The sequence below is a fragment of the Lentzea sp. genome (genome assembly GCF_035525475.1).
GTDB lineage: Bacteria > Actinomycetota > Actinomycetes > Mycobacteriales > Pseudonocardiaceae > Lentzea.
On the sequence record NZ_DATLEC010000212.1, the window covers coordinates 1 to 17066 of the forward strand.

Below are 17066 nucleotides of genomic sequence, written 5' to 3' on the forward strand. Positions count from 1 at the left end.
ACCTCGATGTCCAGGGCCGAGCGGGACGCGAGGTAGGCCAGGCGTTCGTGCAGTTGAGCCGGGCAGCCGGCGGCGTTGGGGCAGCGGATGTCGATGTCGCCCTCCTTCATCGGACGCACCGCGTGGCCGCAGGAGGGGCAGGTCAGGGGCATCTCGAACGCGCGGGCGTCGGCGGGGCGGGCGTCGATCACCGGGCCCAGCACCTCGGGGATCACGTCCCCGGCCTTGCGGATGACGATGCGGTCGCCGATCAGCACGCCCTTGCGCTTCACCTCGGAGGCGTTGTGCAACGTGGCCCGCGCGACCGTCGAGCCCGCCACCTTCACCGGCTCCATGACGGCGAACGGCGTCACCCGGCCCGTGCGCCCCACCTGGACCTGGATGTCCAGCAACGTCGTGGTGGCCTCCTCCGGCGGGTACTTGTACGCGATCGCCCACCGCGGGGCGCGCGACGTCGTGCCCAGGCGCCGTTGCAGCGCCACCTCGTCGACCTTGATGACGAGGCCGTCGATCTCGTGCACGGCGTCGTGCCGGTGCTCGCCCCAGTACTCGACCTTCTCGCGCACGTCCGCCGGGTCGGTGAGCACCTCGGTGTGCGACGACACGGGCAGGCCCCACGACCTGAGCGCCTCGTACGCGAGCGACTGGCGTGCGACCTCGAAGCCCTCGGTCTTGCCGATGCCGTGGCAGATCATCCGCAGCTTGCGCGAGGCGGTGACCTTGGGGTCCTTCTGCCGCAACGACCCCGCGGCCGTGTTGCGCGGGTTCGCGAACGGCGGCTTGCCCTGCTCGACCAGCGACGCGTTCAGCGCCAGGAAGTCCTCCACCGCGAAGAAGACCTCGCCGCGCACCTCGACCAGGCCGGGCACCGGGAACTCGTCGGATCCCTTCAGCACCGAGGGCACGTCGCCGATCGTGCGGACGTTCAGCGTCACGTCCTCACCGGTGCGGCCGTCGCCGCGGGTGAGCGCCCGCGTGAGCTTGCCCTTCTCGTACAGCAGGTTGATCGCGAGGCCGTCGATCTTCAGCTCGCACAGGAAGTGCGTGCCGGAGCCGATCTCCTTCCCGGCCCGCTCGAACCAGCCCGTCAGCTCGTCCTGGGCGAAGACGTTGTCCAGGCTGAGCATCCGCTCGAGGTGGTCGACCGCCTTGAACTCCGTCGAGAACGTGCCGCCGACGCGCTGCGTCGGCGACTCGGGCGTGGCGAGACCGGGGTGCTCGGCCTCCAGCGCTTCCAGCGACTTGAGCATCGCGTCGAACTCACCATCGGTGACGATCGGGTCGTCCAGCACGTAGTAGCGGAACTGGTGCGAGCGCACCTCTTCCGCGAGCACGGCATGCCGCTCGCGCACCTCTGCGGGGACGTCTTCAAGGCTCTCGCTGGTCACGTCCCACAGCTTAGTGACCAGGTCCGACACTTTCTCAGCCCCGCGAACGCCCGGCGAGCTCACGGACGAGTGAACGCAGCTCCAGCAGGCTGATCGTGCCCTCCGGCTCCCGTTGCGCGGTCTCCACGCGCCGCAACCGCTCCCCCGCGAGCCGCTCGCCGAGAGTGACGTCCAGGGGCAGGAACGTCATCGTCTGCCGCTGCTGGTCGCTCAGCTCGGACAGGGCCGGGTGGTAGACCGCGACGTCGACGACGTCCCCGTCCACCTGGGCGACCACGCGGTAGTCGCCGAGCCGCATCCTGACCTCGCCGAGGTTCACGACCACCTCGGTCGGGTCCGGCACCGGCGGCACCGAGTCGTGGAACTCCCACACCATGTCGCTCGGCGGCGCGGCTTTGATCCACGCGTCGGTGTACGGGCGCAGCCGCGGGTCCTCCTGCCCGGTGACCACCAGCGCGTACATCGCCATGTGGCCCTGTTCGAGCGAGAACACCAGGTCCGGGTGCAGCCCCTCGACGAGGGTCTTCAGCTCGTCCTCGACGCGGTGCGGTTCGCCGTCGCCCAGCGCCGCGCTCACCACCGGCACCAGCTCGAACCACCGCTCCCAGAACCGCTGCGCGGCCTCGTCGGCGTTCGGCAGGTGGGCGGGGACGACGTCGTCGGCTTTGCGGCGGCGGAACCACTTCATGATTCTCAAGCGTAGAGCTTGCGGCCTTCGGCGAGCATGTCGACGAACTGGGCGATGCGCTTCTTCCGCGTCTCCGGCCTTTTCGCGTCGTGGATGCGCAGCAGCACCGCGTACCGGTTCTGGCTGTTCAACGTCTTGAAGAACTCGGCGGCCTTCGGGTTGGCGTTGAGCGCCTCGATCAGGTCGTCGGGCACCTCGATGGTCGCGGGCCCCGCGTAGGCCGCGTCCCACCGGCCGTCCGCCTTGGCCTTCTCGATCTCCTTCAGGCCCGCCGGCAGCATCCTGCCGTCCGCGATGAGCTTCTCGACCTTGGCGCAGTTGCGCTTGGACCACTTGCTGCGCGGCGTGCGGGGCGTCCAGCGCTGCGAGTAGTAGGTCTCGTCCACCGACCGCACGAGCCCGTCGATCCACCCGTGGCACAACGCGACGTCGAGCGCCTCGTCGTAGGTGATCGTCCTGAGGCCCGACCCCTTCTTGGCGTACTTGATCCACAGCTCGGTCTCGTTCGCGCCGTTCTCGTGCAGCCACGCGTCGAACTCGGCGGGACCCTCGAAGACGATCAACGCACCCTCCTCGGACAGATCGTCATCATAAGGACGACTTCGCACCGGCAGCAGTGGAAATCGGGTGGCGCGCGGCAACGGTTTTGGTCACAGTGCGCGTCATGCTGATCCGGCGGGAGACGCCCGCAGACATCGACGCCATCCGAGACGTCACCAACCTCGCGTTCGAGAACGGGCCGGAAGCCCCGCTGGTCGACCAGCTGCGTGCGGACGAGGGGTGGATCCCGGAGCTTTCCCTGGTCGCGGAGGGAGTTCTGGGACACGTGGTGTGCACGCGCGGGTACGTCGGCGACGTACCCGCGCTGGGACTCGGGCCGCTCAGCGTCCACCCGGACCACCAGCGGACCGGCATCGGCAAGGCTCTGGTGCACGCCGTTCTCGGAGCGGCCGAAGCGCGCGGCGAGCACGCGGTCATCCTCCTGGGCGACCCGGGCTACTACTCGCGGTTCGGCTTCCGGCTCGCGTCCGAGTTCGGGATCACGCCACCGGTTCCCGGGTGGGAGCAGCACTTCCAGGCCCGGCTGTTCGCGGACGTCCCAGCCGGGCCGTTCCGGTACGCGGAGCCGTTCAACCGGCTCTGAGCCGCACCGGTCAGGAGTGCGCGATCAGCGAGAAGCCGAGCACGCCCGTCGCCGTGAAGTCGATGGCCGGCTCCGAGCTCGGCCACGAGCGCAGGTCGTCGGCGAACACGGACTTCGCGGAGTCGAACTCCCGCGTGTAGGGCTTGGTGCAGTCGGCGGAACCCGGCGGCATCTCGCCGAGGTCACCGAACAGCGAGGCGTCGTTCGGGCCGTTGATCACCGCGCCGACCAGCACCTTCGAGCCGCCGGACGACGAACCGGACAGGTTCGCCGCCTGGTGGTGCGGGCACTCGGGGAACCTCGTGCCGACACCGACGATCAGCGAGGTGCCCCAGGCGTTCGTGCCGAGGGCGAAGCCGCGTTGCTGGGTGCCGAAGGTCGCGTACTCCTGCGAGCCGGTCAGCTTCCGGTGCAGCGCGGCGGTGGTGATGTAGCCGAACGTGCGCGAGCCTACGTCCCAGGTCCCGACGTCGGCGGCGGTGCGGAACGGCGACGTGCGAGCGGCGTCGGCACCCTTGCGGAGCTGCCGCTCGATGTCGCCCACGACCTGCTTCTCGGTCACCTCGGCGCCGGGAACGCCCTTCTTCAGCAACGGCGCGAGGTCGGCGTGGCCCAGGGCGGAGATGTTGTAGACGTTCAACGTGTCGGGGTCGCCGGTCGCCAGGAACTCCTCGGCCCAGTGGGTGGCGGCACGGGCGAACTGGCCGTAACGCTTGTCGTTCAACGCCTTGGCGGCCAGCGCGAGCTGCGTCGCGCCGAACTCCATGTCGTCGGTCCACGACTCCTCGGGGTAGTAGGCGTGCGGGAACGCCGTCACGAGCTCACCGACGTCCGAGGTCTTGGCCAGCGCGAAGAGTGAAGCCGCCTTCTCGAGGTAGGAACGGGCAAGGCGCGGATCGCGACGGGACTCGATCTGCGCGGCCAGCGCGAACGAGCCCGCGACGCGCCCGACCAGGTTCGGGCTGATCTTCTCGCCGGCGGCGTTCGCGCGGAACACGGGGCGGTGCTTGATGAAGTACTCGCTGTCGCCGGGCTTCACGTCGAGCCGGTCGTCGGCCTCTGGCAGGCGCCACACGTCGTGGTCGCCGACGAAGCCGAACTCCTCGGATCCCGTGCCGATGCCGACCTGGGCGTACAGGACGCCGGTCTTCTCGTCCCAAGCCTTGTCGAGCCACTTCAGGCCGAACTCGGCTTCCTCGTACAGCGCGGCGTCGTGCTTGTTGCGCAACGCCAGCAGCATCGACGCGGTCGAGTACGACGACGCGTGCGTGAACTTCACGAAGTCGCCCGCGTCGAACCAGCCGCCTTCCAGATCAACCGTCACACCCGTCGGCTTCAGCGGCGCCGCGATCTCGTCGCCGCCTTCACCGGAGAACACCGGCGCCTCGTAGACCGTCGCGGAACGGTCGGTGAGGTGTGCGGGCTTGCGGTCCAGGCGGCCGGGGATGACGTCCGCACCGTCCCGTTGGGCCTGGAAGAACTCGACGGTGTTGTGAGCCACCGGCGAGAACAGCTTCTTCAGGGAGTCGACCCTGAACGTCGGCGACACGGCGGAGCCGACCTTGATCCGGTAGGTCCCCGCCGCCTTCAGGGACGAGAAGTCGATCGGGTGCACCGCGGGGAACTTCTCGCTCCACGACCCCGTCGAGGCGCCCGTCCTGCCGGTCAGCACGGTCCGGCCGCGGCTGTCGACGACCGCGAACCGGGTGTTCGCGGCACCGCCGAGGACGTAGGCGTGCTTCGCCTCGGAGGGGCCGAACCCGATCTGGTCGAGCCTGACCTGCCCGGCCGGGGCGGCCTGGGCAGGTGCCGCGACCACGCCGGTGAGCACTGCGGCGACGAGAGCCGCACGTCTGATGCGCATGAGGGGAACTCCCGGTCCAGGCCTGACCGCAGGCCTTCGGTTAAGAAAGTTTCCTAATAGTCGCAGCAGACTAGCCGCCCGAAACGGACATCACCAGCCCTCTGGCGGCTCCGAGAAGGCGGAGGACAGGTCGCGGGTCAGCGACAGCGCGCGCTTGACCCAGCCGGACGTCGCACCGGCCAGGCCGCACGTCGGCGTGGGCAGCGCCTTCTCCGCCAGGATCGACCGCGGGAAACCGAGGCGGTCGACCAGCGTGAACGCCCGCTGCCCGACCTCCTTCAACGTCACGGGCGAGCCGGGGTCCGTGCTCGGCACCAGGCCCAGCGCCAGCGTCGTGCCCGCTTCCCACGTCTCACCGATCTCGTCGAGCGCCTCGGCACCCTTGATCAGCGTCGCGTCGAACGAGATGGCCGACGCCCCGGCTTCGCGCAGCAGCGTCAACGGCGGGTGCGGCGCGCAGCAGTGGACGATCACCTCGTGGTCGCCCAGCGCCTCGATCACGGTGGCCAGCACCGTGCGGGCGTCCGGTCCGGGCACCGCGGGCACGGTGCCGAGCTTCGACGGCGTCGGCAGCAGGCCCTGCAGCACGGCGGGCAGGCCCGGTTCGTCGATCTGCACGACGACCTTCGCCCTGGTCCGCTTGGCGACCTCGGCGGCGTGCTGACGCAACCCCTCGGCCAACGACTCGGAGAACTCCTTCACGGCGCCGCGGTCCGTGAGCACCCGATGGCCGCGCATCAGCTCGATGTTCGACATCAACGTCCACGGCCCGACCGCCTGCACCTTCACGACTGACGGTTGCGCGCCCGCGCGTTCCAACGCCTCGTCGAACGCGTCCAGGTCGCCGCGCAGCAGGTCGGCTGCACGCCGGTGGTCACGGCCGGGGCGCGGCGTCACCCGGTAGCCGGATGTGACGACCTCGATCGCGAGGTCGACGAGCAGGCCGGCGGTGCGGCCGACCATGTCCGCGCCCACGCCCCGCGCAGGCAGCTCCGGGACGTGCGGCAGCTCCGGCAGCTCTCCGACGACAACCCTCGCCGCCTCGTCGATGTCCGTTCCGGGCAGTGATCCGATTCCAGTGGCTCCACGCACCCGCGAATTGTTCCACTGTCCGCCGGACAGAAGAGGTCTAGACCCATTGACGCTATGGTCTAGGCCACTTACCGTGACTGACCAGGCGCTCTCAGTGCGAAGCGCCCACAGACGTGGTGCCGGGGATGCGACGCGCCCCGCGTTCCCGGCACCACTCCCTTCCTCCCCTGCCGGAAGGACCACTTCCCATGACTCGTTTCGCCCTCTTCACCGCCGGGGCCGCCACCGCACTCGTGGCCGGACTCGTCGCGATCGCCCCCACCGCCTCCGCCGCCGGCGACTCCGCCGCGTTCAGCCAGGACTCGACCTGGGGCTCCGGCTACCAGGGCAAGTTCACGATCACCGCGGGCACGGCCGCGGTGGCGGGCTGGAAGCTCGAGTTCGACCTCGCGGGAGCCACCGTGGGCTCCTTCTGGGACGCCTCGCTGACCAGCAGCGGCACCCACCACACGTTCACGAACCGCGAGTACAACGGCAACGTGGGCGCGGGCGCCTCCACGAGCTTCGGTTTCCTGGTGAACGGCTCGGCGCTACCGGCCAACTGCAAGCTCAACGGCGTTCCGTGCGGCGGTGGCACGCCGACGACGAGCACGACCACGTCGACGACGACCACCGGTCCCACCACCACGACGACCGACGTGCCGCCGACGCCCGGCAGCGCGCGCGTCGCGCCGTACATCGACATCACGATGCCAACGCCGTCATTGGTCGACGTGGCCAACGCGACCGGTCAGAAGCACTTCACGCTCGCGTTCGCGCTGGGCTCGTCCGCCGGCTGCGATCCCGCGTGGGGCGGCACGGTTCCGTTGAACGACAGCCGCATCGTGAACGACACCAAGGCGTTGAAGGCGCAGGGCGGCAGCGTCATCGTGGCGACCGGCGGTGCGATGGGCCCGTACCTGGAGCACGTGTGCTCCACCGCCGACGCCCTGTACAACGCCTACGTGAAGGTGCTCGACGCCGTGGGCTCGAACAGCATCGACGTGGACGTGGAAGCGACGATCCCGCAGGCGATCGTGAACACGGCGCTGAAGCGGCTGCAGGACACCCGCGGCACCACCGTCAGCTACACGATGCGCATCCAGGGTCAGGACTACGGCATGGACCCGTACTCGGTGGACGTCCTGAAGGACGCGGCCGCCAAGGGCGTCACCGTGCTCGTGAACCCGATGCTGATGAACTTCGGCTACACGGGCAACTGGGGCGACGCGATGGTCAACGCCTCCAACGCCACCCTCGGACAGATGCGCGCCATCTGGCCGTCGAAGTCCGACGCGCAACTGAAGGCGTTGCTCGGCCTCACGCCGATGATCGGACGCAACGACACGGGCCCGACGACGACTCAGGCCGACGCGCGCAAGGTCCTCGACTACGCGAAGGCCAACCACGTCGGACGGATCGCGTTCTGGTCTGCCGGCCGTGACAACGGTTCGTGCCCCGGCGGCGGAGTTTCCCCCACGTGCAGTGGCATCTCGCAGTCCAACTGGGAATTCACGAACATGTTCAAGACCTACACGGGCTGATTTCCCCTGCGGGGAGAAGGCCGGCGCGGAATCCCCGCACCGGCCTTCTCCCGTTCGCCCGGAGCCGTCAGCAGGAGCCGCAGCACCCGCAGCTCGGACCCGTGCACGAGCTGCAGCAAGAACACCCACCCATGACAACCACCTCCGTTTTTCAGCGAAAGAGCATCCGGACAGTAAGTCGGCGTGAACGCCGCGTGACACCACCGCCAGGGTGACTACGCTGCCACGAATGAATGGTCCTGCTGAGATGCTCGCCGCCGACAAGGCCTCGTCGGCGCTGGGCATCACGCCGGTCGAGCTGCGCGACGGCTACGCGCTGGTGCGGATGACGGTCACCGAGAACATGATCAACGGTCACGGCATCGCGCACGGCGGTTACGTCTTCCTGCTGGCGGACACGGCGTTCGCCTGCGCCTGCAACAGGGCCGGGTCCGTCACCGTCGCCGCCACGGCGGAGATCGACTTCATCAAGCCGGCGCACGAGGGCGACGAGCTGGTGGCGGAGGCGGTGGAACGGACCCGGTTCGGCCGCAGCGGGATCTACGACATCACGGTCAGGCGAGGGACTGAGATCGTGGCCGAGTTCCGCGGTCGTTCACGGACCCTGCGCTCCTGAGACCGATGGCCTGCAGCACCGCGAACCCGAGCACCGCGAGGCCCTGCGCCAGCACCAGCGCGACGCCGAGACCGGTCAACGGGAACCACTTCAGCCCGGCGACGAGAATGCTGTCCAAGGCCCACACCGCGTTGCCGATGATGACCAGCAGAACGATTCGGCGGTCCGGAACGGCGCGAGTGCCCAAGAAGAAGACACCCAGGCCGTAGACGACGCAGAAAGAACCGAGCCCGATCTGCCAGCCCACCGGAATCCCGACGTCCGGGCGGATCAGCAGGGTCAGCAGCCCCAGGGCGAGCGAAGCGACACCGTCGAGTTTCAAGGCGAATTTCAGCATGGCCCGACGATGGCCCGGCGAACGCTGCCAGAACCACGTCAAACGCTGCCAACCCCTGCCATCAGGTCCGCCGCGACCAGGCGTGCGGCGGCGTTCTGCCAGTTGTGGAGGGTCCGCTCCGGCACCTGTGTCACGAACCACTGCAACGCGCGGCGGTCCTCGGGGTCGAGGTCCTCACGCTTGGTCCGCACCGAATAGGGGCGGATTCCCTTGACGTAGTAGAAGTAGACGGCGTTGTAATAACGCCATTCGTCGCTCGTGCCGAACTCACCGCCGGCGGGCTTGAGCCGTTGAATGCTGGCGAACAGCAAACTCTTCAGCTGGGCCGCCCGGTCCAGCGGCGGTCCCTCGTCCGTCAAAGCGATCAACGGGCTCGCGACGAGCTTCCCGAGATCGCCGTAGTGGCTCAACGCCTTGCGCGTGAGACGAGCGAACTCCGCCGGGTCGTCCGTGACCAGCGGCAGGCGCTTGGGCAACGACTCCGCGGCCTCGCGCAACGACGCGCGTTCGGCCGCGACGGCGGGCACGGCGAGACGGTCGACGACCGACGCGAGCGGGTTCGCGAGCACCTGCACCGCGATGGCCGCCGCGACCGTCGTGAAGGCGAGCAGCTCGGGACCGCCGAACAGCACCACCTGCGACCCGAACAGCACGGCCGTGAAGCCGGCGATCACCAACGACCGCAGCATGTCCGCGCGGATCGCCTCGCCCTCCTCGACGGCGTCGGTGACCGCGACCAGCACCCCGAACACCACGAGGTCGAGGCCGATCATCGGCAGCGTCGCCGCGTCGGGCAGGAGCCGGAGCAGGAAAGCGGCAGCAGAGAGCCCGAACATCACTCCGACGAGTGAAAAGTAAGCGCGTTTCCTTATGGCTAGGGCGGTGGATGCCGCCAAAGGGAGCAACACGAGCCACGGCAACCAGAACGACGCCGCGAGGAACGGCACCACCGCGACCAGCCACCACCGGACCCACTCCGGCCGCGCCAGCACCAGGATCGCACCCGTCCAGGCCAGCGCGGGTACTCCCAGCAGCACGGGATGGGGCACGACGACCGCCACCGCGTAGCCGATCATCCCGGTGCCCGCCCACCACAGCACCGGCTTGCGGGGGTCGCGGGCGAGCAGGTAGAGCCCCAGCCACCAGGCGAGGCCGGAGACCAGCAGCGATAGGCCGAACACGGGTCAAAGCTAGCCCCACCTGCAAAACTGTTGTTCATGCCGGTAGAGCTGACGCTCCACAAAGCGGCCGAGGAGTTGCGGCGTGGCGACCTCGCGAGCGTGCTTCGGGCACGTCAACGCGTCGCGGGTCTCGTCGGCACCTACCCCCACCGGCTCGATCTGCGCGAGCGCCTCGCCGAGGTCTACCGCGTGCTCGGCCAGCCGGCCCAGGCGGGCCGCTGGACGTACCTGTCCGACGGCCGCGACCCGGACGAGACGTGGGCGTTCGAACGGGCCTACCGCCGCGCGGAAGCAAGACTGGGAGCGCTCTCGTGGCAGGGCTCCGCGGAGGAGGCTCCCACCGAGACGGCCAGGAACCGGTTGGCGTCGCTGCACGAACAGGCCCGAGCCGAGTTGCGGCGCGAGCTCGACACGACCCCGGACCAGGAGACGTCCTGGGGCGCCTGCCTGATCGTGATGGTCGGCGGCACGTTCGTCCTGGTGTGTTTCCTGCTGGGGATCGTGACTCTCGCGCAGTTCTTGTGGAAGCTGGTCACATGAGAACGTTGTCGCAGTACGTCCGCCGCACCCCTGTCATGCACGCGTCCGCCGACGGCCGGCCGCTGGTGTTCAAGCTGGAGCACCTCCAGCTCACCGGGTCGTTCAAGATCCGTGGCGCGGTGAACACCCTGCTGGCCCTGGACTCCTCCGAGGTCGTCACGGCCTCGGGAGGCAACCACGGCATCGCCGTCGCCCAGGCGGCCCAGCTGCTCGGCGCCCACGCCACCGTGTTCGTCCCGGTGACCGCGCCCGAGACCAAGACCAGGCGCATCGAAGCGTTGGGCGCCAAGCTGATCCGCCACGGCAACACCTACGCCGAAGCGTCCGCGGCCGCCCGCGAGCTCGACCTGCCCTACGTCGAGGCCTACAACAGCCAGACCGTCATCGAGGGCCAGGCCACGGTCACGCAGGAGATCGTCGAGGACGCCCCGGACGTCGACACGATCTTCGTCGCGGTGGGAGGCGGCGGGCTCGTCGCCGGCGCCGCCCTGGCTTCCGGTGGACGGCACATCATCGCCGTGGAACCCGAGAACTGCCGCGCGATGCACAACGCCCTGGAGGCCGGCGAGCCCGTCGACTCCGCGGTGAGCTCGGTGGCGGCGGACGCGCTGGGTGCCACGCGGGCCGGCGAGCTGCCGCTGGAGATCCTCCAGCGGCACAACGTCTCCTCGGCCCTGGTCACCGACGCGGAGATCCTCTCGGCCCGCGACCGGCTCTGGGAGGAGTTCCGGATCGCGGTCGAACCCGCTGCCGCGGCGGCGTTCGCGGCGTTCCTCAGGGGCGACGTGACGACTGAGCTGCCCTGCGTGCTCCTGTGCGGAGCGAACTCGGAGTGGCGTCCCAGCTAGACCGGCGGAACCGGCGCGCGCCCAGCCTGCGCAACGGCGACACCACCCACACCGGCACGTCGTCACGACGGGCCTGACCGCTCAGCTTGCGCCGGTCCGAGGGGCTGACGAAGCACCGGAACGCGTTGCGCGCCCGTGCGGCCAGGTCAGGCTTCGGGTCGAGGAACACCGTGTCCATGAACGTCACGCAGCGAACGCTAGATCTGCTTCCCCAGCGCTACAAGCGATTTAGCCGGTAGCGACGGCCAAGTCGTCGACCTCGATCTCCGAGAACACCCACTGCTCCGGCTCACGGACGGGGTTGCGGGTGTCGAAGGCGAACCTCCCGCCTGCCGCAGTGAAAACCTGATGGCGCGCAACGACTTCCGCAGATCGGCGTGCCGGCTCGTCGCGACGGCCTTCGCGAGCACCCACCCGACGTCGTCACGACGACCGAGAACCCGCTCCAACGACGGCGCGTCCGGATCGATGCCGACCAGACGGCCGCGATGCCCTCGTTCCCGTGCCGCGGTCAGCATCTGCCCGGTGCCGCAACCGACGTCCAGCACGACGTCGACCGCGTCGACGAGCCGATCAGCTGGTCGCGTCGATCGTCGCGCTGGCCAGCACGACGTCGCCCGCCGCGTCCTCGCGGTAGATCGCCACGGCCTGGCCCGGCGCCACGCCCCTCAACGGCTCGCGCAGCTGCACCCGCAGCACGCCGTCGACGAACTCGGCGACCGCCGGAGCCGTGCCGCCGTGCGCACGCACCTGGGCGACGCACTCCACAGGCCCGTCGAGCGGCACGTGCGCGACCGGCGAGGAAGCCGAGATCCCCGTCACCGCGAGCTTCTCCGCCGCGCCGACGCGCACGTTGCCCGACACCGGCTCCAACGCCAGCACGTACCGGGGCCGGCCATCGGGAGCGGGCCCGTCGAGACCAAGCCCCTTGCGCTGCCCCACGGTGAACTCGTGGACGCCCGCGTGCCGGCCGAGCACCGCGCCGGTCGCGTCGTCGATCAGCAGGCCCGGCCTGGTCTCCATGCGACCGGCCAGGAACTTCTGCGTGTCGCCGTCGGGGATGAAGCAGATGTCGTGGCTGTCCGGCTTCTTCGCGACCGACAGGCCGCGCGACGCCGCCTCGGCCCGGACGTCGTCCTTCGTCGTGTCCCCCAGCGGGAACATGGCGTGCGAGAGCTGCTCGGCGGTCAGGGAGGCCAGCACGTACGACTGGTCCTTGCCGAGATCGGCGCTGCGGCGCAGCTCCGGACGGCCGCCGACCATCTCCAGGCGCGCGTAGTGACCGGTGCAGACGGCGTCGAAGCCCAGGGCGATCGCCTTGTCCAGCAACGCCTCGAACTTGATCCGCTCGTTGCAGCGCAGGCACGGGTTGGGCGTGCGGCCCGCCGCGTACTCCGCGACGAAGTCCTCGACGACCTCTTCTGTGAAGCGCTCGGCGAAGTCCCAGACGTAGAACGGGATGCCCATCAGGTCGGCCGCGCGACGGGCGTCGTGCGCGTCCTCGACCGTGCAGCAGCCGCGCGCGCCGGTGCGCAGGGTGCCGGGCTTCGCCGACAACGCCAGGTGCACGCCCGTCACGTCGTGTCCCGCTTCGACGGCGCGTGCCGCCGCCACCGCGGAGTCGACACCACCGCTCATCGCCGCGAGGACCTTCACTGCTTGACCACCTTCCGGGAACGCCTCATGCCTGCCAGACCCGCCGTGCGGGCCCTTTCCACCACCGGACCGATCACCGACACGAGCTCCTCGACGTCCGCGCGCGTCGAGGTGTGCCCGAGCGAGAAGCGCAAAGACCCTCGCGCCAGCGCCGGTTCGACGTCCATCGCGACGAGCACGTGGCTCGGCTGCGCGACACCGGCCGTGCACGCGGATCCCGTCGAGCACTCGACACCGCGGGCGTCGAGCAGCATCAGCAGGCTGTCGCCCTCGCAGCCGGGGAACGTGAGGTGCGCGTTGCCGGGCAGCCGGTCGGACGGGTCGCCGTTCAGGATCACGTCCGGCACGACCGCGCGCACCGACGCGATCAGCTCGTCGCGCAACGCCGTCAGTTCGACGGCACGCTGTTCCTGTTCGTCCACCGCGATCCGCACCGCGCGCGCCAGGCCGACGATCGCCGGCACGTCCAGCGTGCCGGACCGCACGTCGCGCTCCTGGCCGCCGCCGTGCAGCAACGGCGCGCACTTCACGTCACGCGCCAGGAGCAGCACACCGACGCCGTAGGGCCCGCCGACCTTGTGGCCGGTCATGGTCAGCGCGGAGGCGCGGGAAGCGGCGAAGTCGACGGGGACAGCGCCCACGGCCTGCACCGCGTCCGTGTGGAACGGAACACCGCGCTCCGCGCACACGGCCGCGATGTCGTGCACGGGGTTGATCGTGCCGACCTCGTTGTTCGCCCACATCGTGGTGACGAGCGCGACGTCGTCGTCCAGGGCGTCCGCCACGGACTCGGCGGACACCCGGCCGAAGCGGTCGGTGGGCAGCCAGGTGACCTCGGCGCCCCGCTGCTCCAGCCACTCGACGGCGTCCAGCACGGCGTGGTGCTCGGCGGCGGAGGCCAGCACGCGGCGCTTGCCGCTCGCCCAGTAGATGCCCTTGACCGCGAGGTTGTCGCTCTCCGTGCCGCCGCCGGTGAAGAGCACCTCGGACGGCCGGGCGCCCAGGGCCTCGGCGATGGTCTCGCGGGCCTCCTCGACGGCGCGGCGCGCCCGCCTGCCCGAGGTGTGCAGCGACGAGGCGTTGCCCGGGGTGGACAACGCCTCGGTCATCGCCGCGACCGCCTCGGGGTGCATCGGGGTCGTGGCCGCGTGGTCGAGATAAGCCATCAGGTCTCCAGGGTAGCCCGCATGCGGGGCCCCGTCAGAATCGCTCCCACCACGGCCAACGCCGCCATCGACAGGTTCAGCACGACCACGCCCGCGGTCGGCGCGGTCGCCACGACGAGCACGCCGCCGAGCCCGATCATGGTGGCGGAGCCGACCATGTCGGAGATCTGCAGCGCCGCCGAGTTGAAACCGCGGTCGGCCTCGGGCGATGCGGCCATCATCAGCACGCCGACGCTGGACGTCGCCATGCCCATGCCCGCGCCCGCGACGGCCCACAGCACCGGCGTGAGCCACGCGGGACCCCACGAGGGTGCGATGAGCGTCACGGCCGCCATGCCGGCCGCGGTGAACAGGAACCCGACGCGCACGAGCGTGTGGCGTTCGATCTTGGGGTGCCGCGACGCCCAGTTCGACGCGCCCGCCCAGCCGAGCGCGCTCAGGGTCAGCGGAAGGCCCGACTCCAGGGGCGAGTAGCCGTGCACGACGGTCAGCGTGAGCGGGATGAACGACTCGACCGCGAAGAACGTGCCGGCCAGCATGCCGCGCGCGAGGATCGTGACGGGGAGGCCGCGGCGGGCCAGCAGCGTGCCCTTCGGCAGCAGGATGCGCAGCGCGGGCGCCAGCAGCAGCAACGCGACCGCGATCAGCCACCACGTCCTGTGCTGCAACCCCCAGCTCAGGCCGGCCACGCCGAGCCCGACGGCCACCGCGGCGGGCGGCAGGTACCTGCGTACCGGCGGGGTTGCGGAGTGCTGCGGCAGGCCTCGCAGGACGGGGACCAGCAGGACGCTGCCGATCAGCACCAGCGGCACGATCGCGAGGAACACCAGCCGCCAGCTCAGGTGCTCGGTCGCCCAGCCCGCGACCGCGGGCCCGACCAGCGACGGGATCACCCACGCCGCGGACAGCGCGCCGAACACGGCGGGCCGGGACTCCTCGGGGTAGGCGACCGCGATCAGCACGTAGACCGCGACGATCAGGAACCCCGCGCCGAAGCCCTGCAGCACGCGGCCGGCGAGCAGCACCGCCATGGTCTCCGCCATGCCCGCGACCACGAGTCCGGCGAGGAACAGCACGACGCCGACCAGCACCGCGGGCTTGGGGCCCCTGCGGTCGGAGAGCCGGCCGGAGAACACCGTCGCCATGACGCTGGCCGCGAGGTTCGCGAGGAACGGCCACGCGTAGAGCGCTTCGCCCTTCAGTTCGCGGACCATCGTGGGCATCGCCGTGCCGACACCCATCGCCTCGAAGGCGAGGAGGGTGACCAGCAGGAGGATGCCGATCGTGGGCCAGCGGCGTTCAGGCGACCAGAGGTGAGATGGCGCGGGCGCGGTGACTGTCACCCCTTGATGGTGCTATCTCCAGCTCGGTCGAGGTCAAGCGGGTTGATTGCTCTTCGGCAAGTTTCGCGAGCTCCCTGCGCGTCCCGGCACGGCCGGGAGCGATCTCGTCGAGCACGTGCACCTCGACGACCAGGTCGCGGACCTTCAGCACCCGACGGATGGAGTCGATGAGCGTGTCGCTGCCGATGAACGCGGGCTGCGTGGTGACGTGGTCGCCGATCCGGTACCGCAGCACGATCGGCCGCACCGGCACACCGGCGTCGAGCGCGGCCTGGAACAACGCGGGCTTGTAGCGCCCGGACGCGAGCCCGCACCACGTCGTGCCCTCGGCGTGGATGCCGACCGCGCTGCCGTTGCGCAGCGTCGCCGCGAGCTCGCTGACGGCCTGCGGCAGCTCGCGGAGCTTCTCGCGGTCAAGGTAGACCGTGCCGGCGGCCGTGATGAGCCTGCCGAGCACCGGCCAGCTCTTGATGTCCTTCTTCGCGACGAGCTTGATCGGCTGCACCGAGTCGATCGCGAGCTCGTCCAGCCACGACACGTGGTTGCTCACGACGAGCACGCCGCGTTCCGGGATCTCCTGGTACTTCCTGGCGCCGTGGACCCGCAGCCTGACCCCGAACGCCCTCAGGACCGCGTGGAACCACAGGCGGACGACGTTCTCCCGCTGCTTGCCGGGCAGCAGCAGCGCGATCGCGATCATCGCTCCGCACAGGAGCACGGTGACCGCGGTGACCGCGCGCCAGACCTGCCTGACCCTGCCGACTTCTCGCGGCGTTCCGCTGACGCATCCGTCGCCGCACGGCGACGAGGGCATCCAGGCGTGACTCATGCCGTCTCCCCCAGGAAGAACTTGAGATAGCGCTGGTCCACGTGGTCCATGCCGAGCAGGATGAACAGGTCCGCGACACCGAAGTCGGCGTCGAGCGCGGGACGGCCGCAGATCTTGGCGCCGAGCCGCAGGTACCCCTTGAGCAGCGGCGGCACCACGGTCTTCGCCGGGCGTGCGACCGAGTCGACGTCCCACGGGTTGTGCGGCGTGACGCGGTACTGCTCGGGCGCGAAGTGCTTGGCGTGCACGGTGTCCCACACCCCGGCGGCGAGGCTTCCCCCGTCCTGCAAGGGGATCGAGGCGCACCCTACGAGCCACTTGTGGCCGCTCAGCAGCATGTACCGCGCGATGCCGGCCCACACGAGGCTGACGACGGCGCCGTTGCGGTGGTCGGGGTGCACGCAGGAGCGCCCGGTCTCGACCGTGGTGGACCGGATGGCGTCGAGGTTGGAGAGGTCGAACTCGCCGTCGCTGTAGAGGCGCCCGGCCTCCTTCGCGCGTTCCGGCGGCAGCATGCGGTAGCCGCCGACGATCTGGCCGGTGCGGTCGTCGCGCACCACGAGGTGGTCGCAGTGCTCGTCGAACTCGTCGACGTCGTGGCCGGGCACGCCGGTGTGCAGCGTCGCCCCCATCTCACCGGCGAACACCTCGTAGCGCAGTCGCTGGGCTGCGACGACCTCCTCGCTGTCGCGGGCGACGAGCAGGGAGTAGCGAGGGGCGTCCCCGTCCTGCTGGGCGGGGGTGCTGACAAGCAGTTCCGGCTGCGTCATGCGCACCAGGGTGATCCCGGCTTGGCGAATGACAGCAGGTCAGAACGATGGCCGGTCAGTGGCAGGTGGGTTAACCCCTGG

19 protein-coding genes are annotated in these 17066 nt (G+C 70.1%); 5 read left to right on the plus strand and 14 right to left on the minus strand.

All coding sequences use genetic code 11. The features are described from left to right. The 3 genes from ligA to VM306_RS32565 form a co-directional block, all read right to left on the minus strand. Positions 1 to 1388: NAD-dependent DNA ligase LigA (ligA, locus tag VM306_RS32555; RefSeq protein WP_325521674.1), on the minus strand; the 1388-nt coding region annotated here is incomplete at its 3' end. 34 nt (positions 1389 to 1422) lie between these two features. Beyond that, a complete protein-coding gene (locus VM306_RS32560) occupies positions 1423 to 2076 on the minus strand; it encodes a hypothetical protein (RefSeq protein WP_325521676.1) in 654 nt (217 codons plus the stop codon). 5 nt (positions 2077 to 2081) lie between these two features. Then, the gene (locus VM306_RS32565) at positions 2082 to 2639 is read right to left on the minus strand and encodes a YdeI/OmpD-associated family protein (RefSeq protein ID WP_325521678.1); all 558 of its coding nucleotides are present in this window, start codon (positions 2637 to 2639) and stop codon (positions 2082 to 2084) included. A gap of 101 nt (positions 2640 to 2740) precedes the next feature. Here VM306_RS32565 and VM306_RS32570 point away from each other — a divergent pair, with 101 nt between their 5' ends. After that, positions 2741 to 3220: an N-acetyltransferase gene (locus VM306_RS32570; protein WP_325521680.1), complete on the plus strand. Its 480-nt coding sequence runs from the start codon at positions 2741 to 2743 to the stop codon at positions 3218 to 3220. Positions 3221 to 3230: 10 nt separating this feature from the next. Here the strand turns inward: VM306_RS32570 and VM306_RS32575 are convergent, their stop codons facing one another. Further along, positions 3231 to 5084 carry a glycoside hydrolase family 9 protein gene (locus VM306_RS32575; RefSeq protein WP_325521682.1) on the minus strand — a complete coding sequence of 618 codons (1854 nt, stop codon included), beginning with the start codon at positions 5082 to 5084 and terminating at the stop codon, positions 3231 to 3233. A 90-nt stretch (positions 5085 to 5174) separates the two neighbouring features. Beyond that, positions 5175 to 6176, minus strand: a complete 1002-nt coding sequence (locus VM306_RS32580) for a methionine synthase (RefSeq protein WP_325521684.1) — start codon at positions 6174 to 6176, stop codon at positions 5175 to 5177. Between the two features lie 188 nt (positions 6177 to 6364). Between VM306_RS32580 and VM306_RS32585 the strand changes: the two genes are divergently transcribed. Beyond that, complete coding sequence (locus tag VM306_RS32585; protein ID WP_325521686.1) at positions 6365 to 7699, plus strand: cellulose binding domain-containing protein; 1335 nt, start codon at positions 6365 to 6367, stop codon at positions 7697 to 7699. Here the strand turns inward: VM306_RS32585 and VM306_RS32590 are convergent. Continuing rightward, complete coding sequence (locus VM306_RS32590) at positions 7687 to 7824, minus strand: hypothetical protein (protein WP_325521688.1); 138 nt, start codon at positions 7822 to 7824, stop codon at positions 7687 to 7689. The genes VM306_RS32585 and VM306_RS32590 overlap by 13 nt on opposite strands. A gap of 104 nt (positions 7825 to 7928) precedes the next feature. On the opposite strand from VM306_RS32590, the gene paaI reads away from it, so the two are divergent. Next, on the plus strand, positions 7929 to 8315 hold the full coding sequence (gene paaI, locus VM306_RS32595) for a hydroxyphenylacetyl-CoA thioesterase PaaI (protein WP_325521690.1): 387 nt from the start codon (positions 7929 to 7931) through the stop codon (positions 8313 to 8315). On the opposite strand, the gene VM306_RS32600 is transcribed toward paaI, so the two are convergent. Both VM306_RS32600 and VM306_RS32605 read right to left on the minus strand, forming a co-directional pair. After that, a complete protein-coding gene (locus VM306_RS32600; protein ID WP_325521692.1) occupies positions 8254 to 8652 on the minus strand; it encodes a hypothetical protein in 399 nt (132 codons plus the stop codon). The genes paaI and VM306_RS32600 overlap by 62 nt on opposite strands. A gap of 38 nt (positions 8653 to 8690) precedes the next feature. Further along, on the minus strand, positions 8691 to 9833 hold the full coding sequence (locus tag VM306_RS32605) for a hypothetical protein (RefSeq protein ID WP_325521694.1): 1143 nt from the start codon (positions 9831 to 9833) through the stop codon (positions 8691 to 8693). A gap of 36 nt (positions 9834 to 9869) precedes the next feature. Here VM306_RS32605 and VM306_RS32610 point away from each other — a divergent pair, with 36 nt between their 5' ends. Beyond that, complete coding sequence (locus VM306_RS32610; RefSeq protein WP_325521696.1) at positions 9870 to 10373, plus strand: DUF6584 family protein; 504 nt, start codon at positions 9870 to 9872, stop codon at positions 10371 to 10373. Next, entirely contained in the window at positions 10370 to 11221 is an 852-nt protein-coding gene (locus VM306_RS32615; RefSeq protein WP_325521698.1) for a serine/threonine dehydratase, read from the plus strand. The genes VM306_RS32610 and VM306_RS32615 overlap by 4 nt, the downstream gene beginning before the upstream one ends. Before the next feature lie 197 nt (positions 11222 to 11418). On the opposite strand, the gene VM306_RS41470 is transcribed toward VM306_RS32615, so the two are convergent. From VM306_RS41470 to VM306_RS32640, 6 genes are read right to left on the minus strand one after another with little or no spacing between them, the layout of a single operon-like run. Beyond that, positions 11419 to 11769, minus strand: a complete 351-nt coding sequence (locus tag VM306_RS41470) for a methyltransferase domain-containing protein (RefSeq protein WP_414672475.1) — start codon at positions 11767 to 11769, stop codon at positions 11419 to 11421. A gap of 25 nt (positions 11770 to 11794) precedes the next feature. After that, positions 11795 to 12877, minus strand: coding sequence for a tRNA 2-thiouridine(34) synthase MnmA (mnmA, locus tag VM306_RS32620; RefSeq protein ID WP_325521700.1), 1083 nt, complete (start codon positions 12875 to 12877; stop codon positions 11795 to 11797). Next, positions 12874 to 14043: a cysteine desulfurase family protein gene (locus VM306_RS32625; RefSeq protein WP_325521702.1), complete on the minus strand. Its 1170-nt coding sequence runs from the start codon at positions 14041 to 14043 to the stop codon at positions 12874 to 12876. Before VM306_RS32625 ends, mnmA begins: the two co-directional genes overlap by 4 nt. Beyond that, complete coding sequence (locus VM306_RS32630) at positions 14043 to 15386, minus strand: MFS transporter (protein ID WP_325521704.1); 1344 nt, start codon at positions 15384 to 15386, stop codon at positions 14043 to 14045. Before VM306_RS32630 ends, VM306_RS32625 begins: the two co-directional genes overlap by 1 nt. After that, positions 15343 to 16215, minus strand: coding sequence for a lysophospholipid acyltransferase family protein (locus VM306_RS32635; protein ID WP_325521706.1), 873 nt, complete (start codon positions 16213 to 16215; stop codon positions 15343 to 15345). Before VM306_RS32635 ends, VM306_RS32630 begins: the two co-directional genes overlap by 44 nt. Beyond that, the gene (locus VM306_RS32640; RefSeq protein WP_325521708.1) at positions 16212 to 16985 is read right to left on the minus strand and encodes a GNAT family N-acetyltransferase; all 774 of its coding nucleotides are present in this window, start codon (positions 16983 to 16985) and stop codon (positions 16212 to 16214) included. Before VM306_RS32640 ends, VM306_RS32635 begins: the two co-directional genes overlap by 4 nt. Between the last annotated feature and the right edge of the window lie 81 nt (positions 16986 to 17066).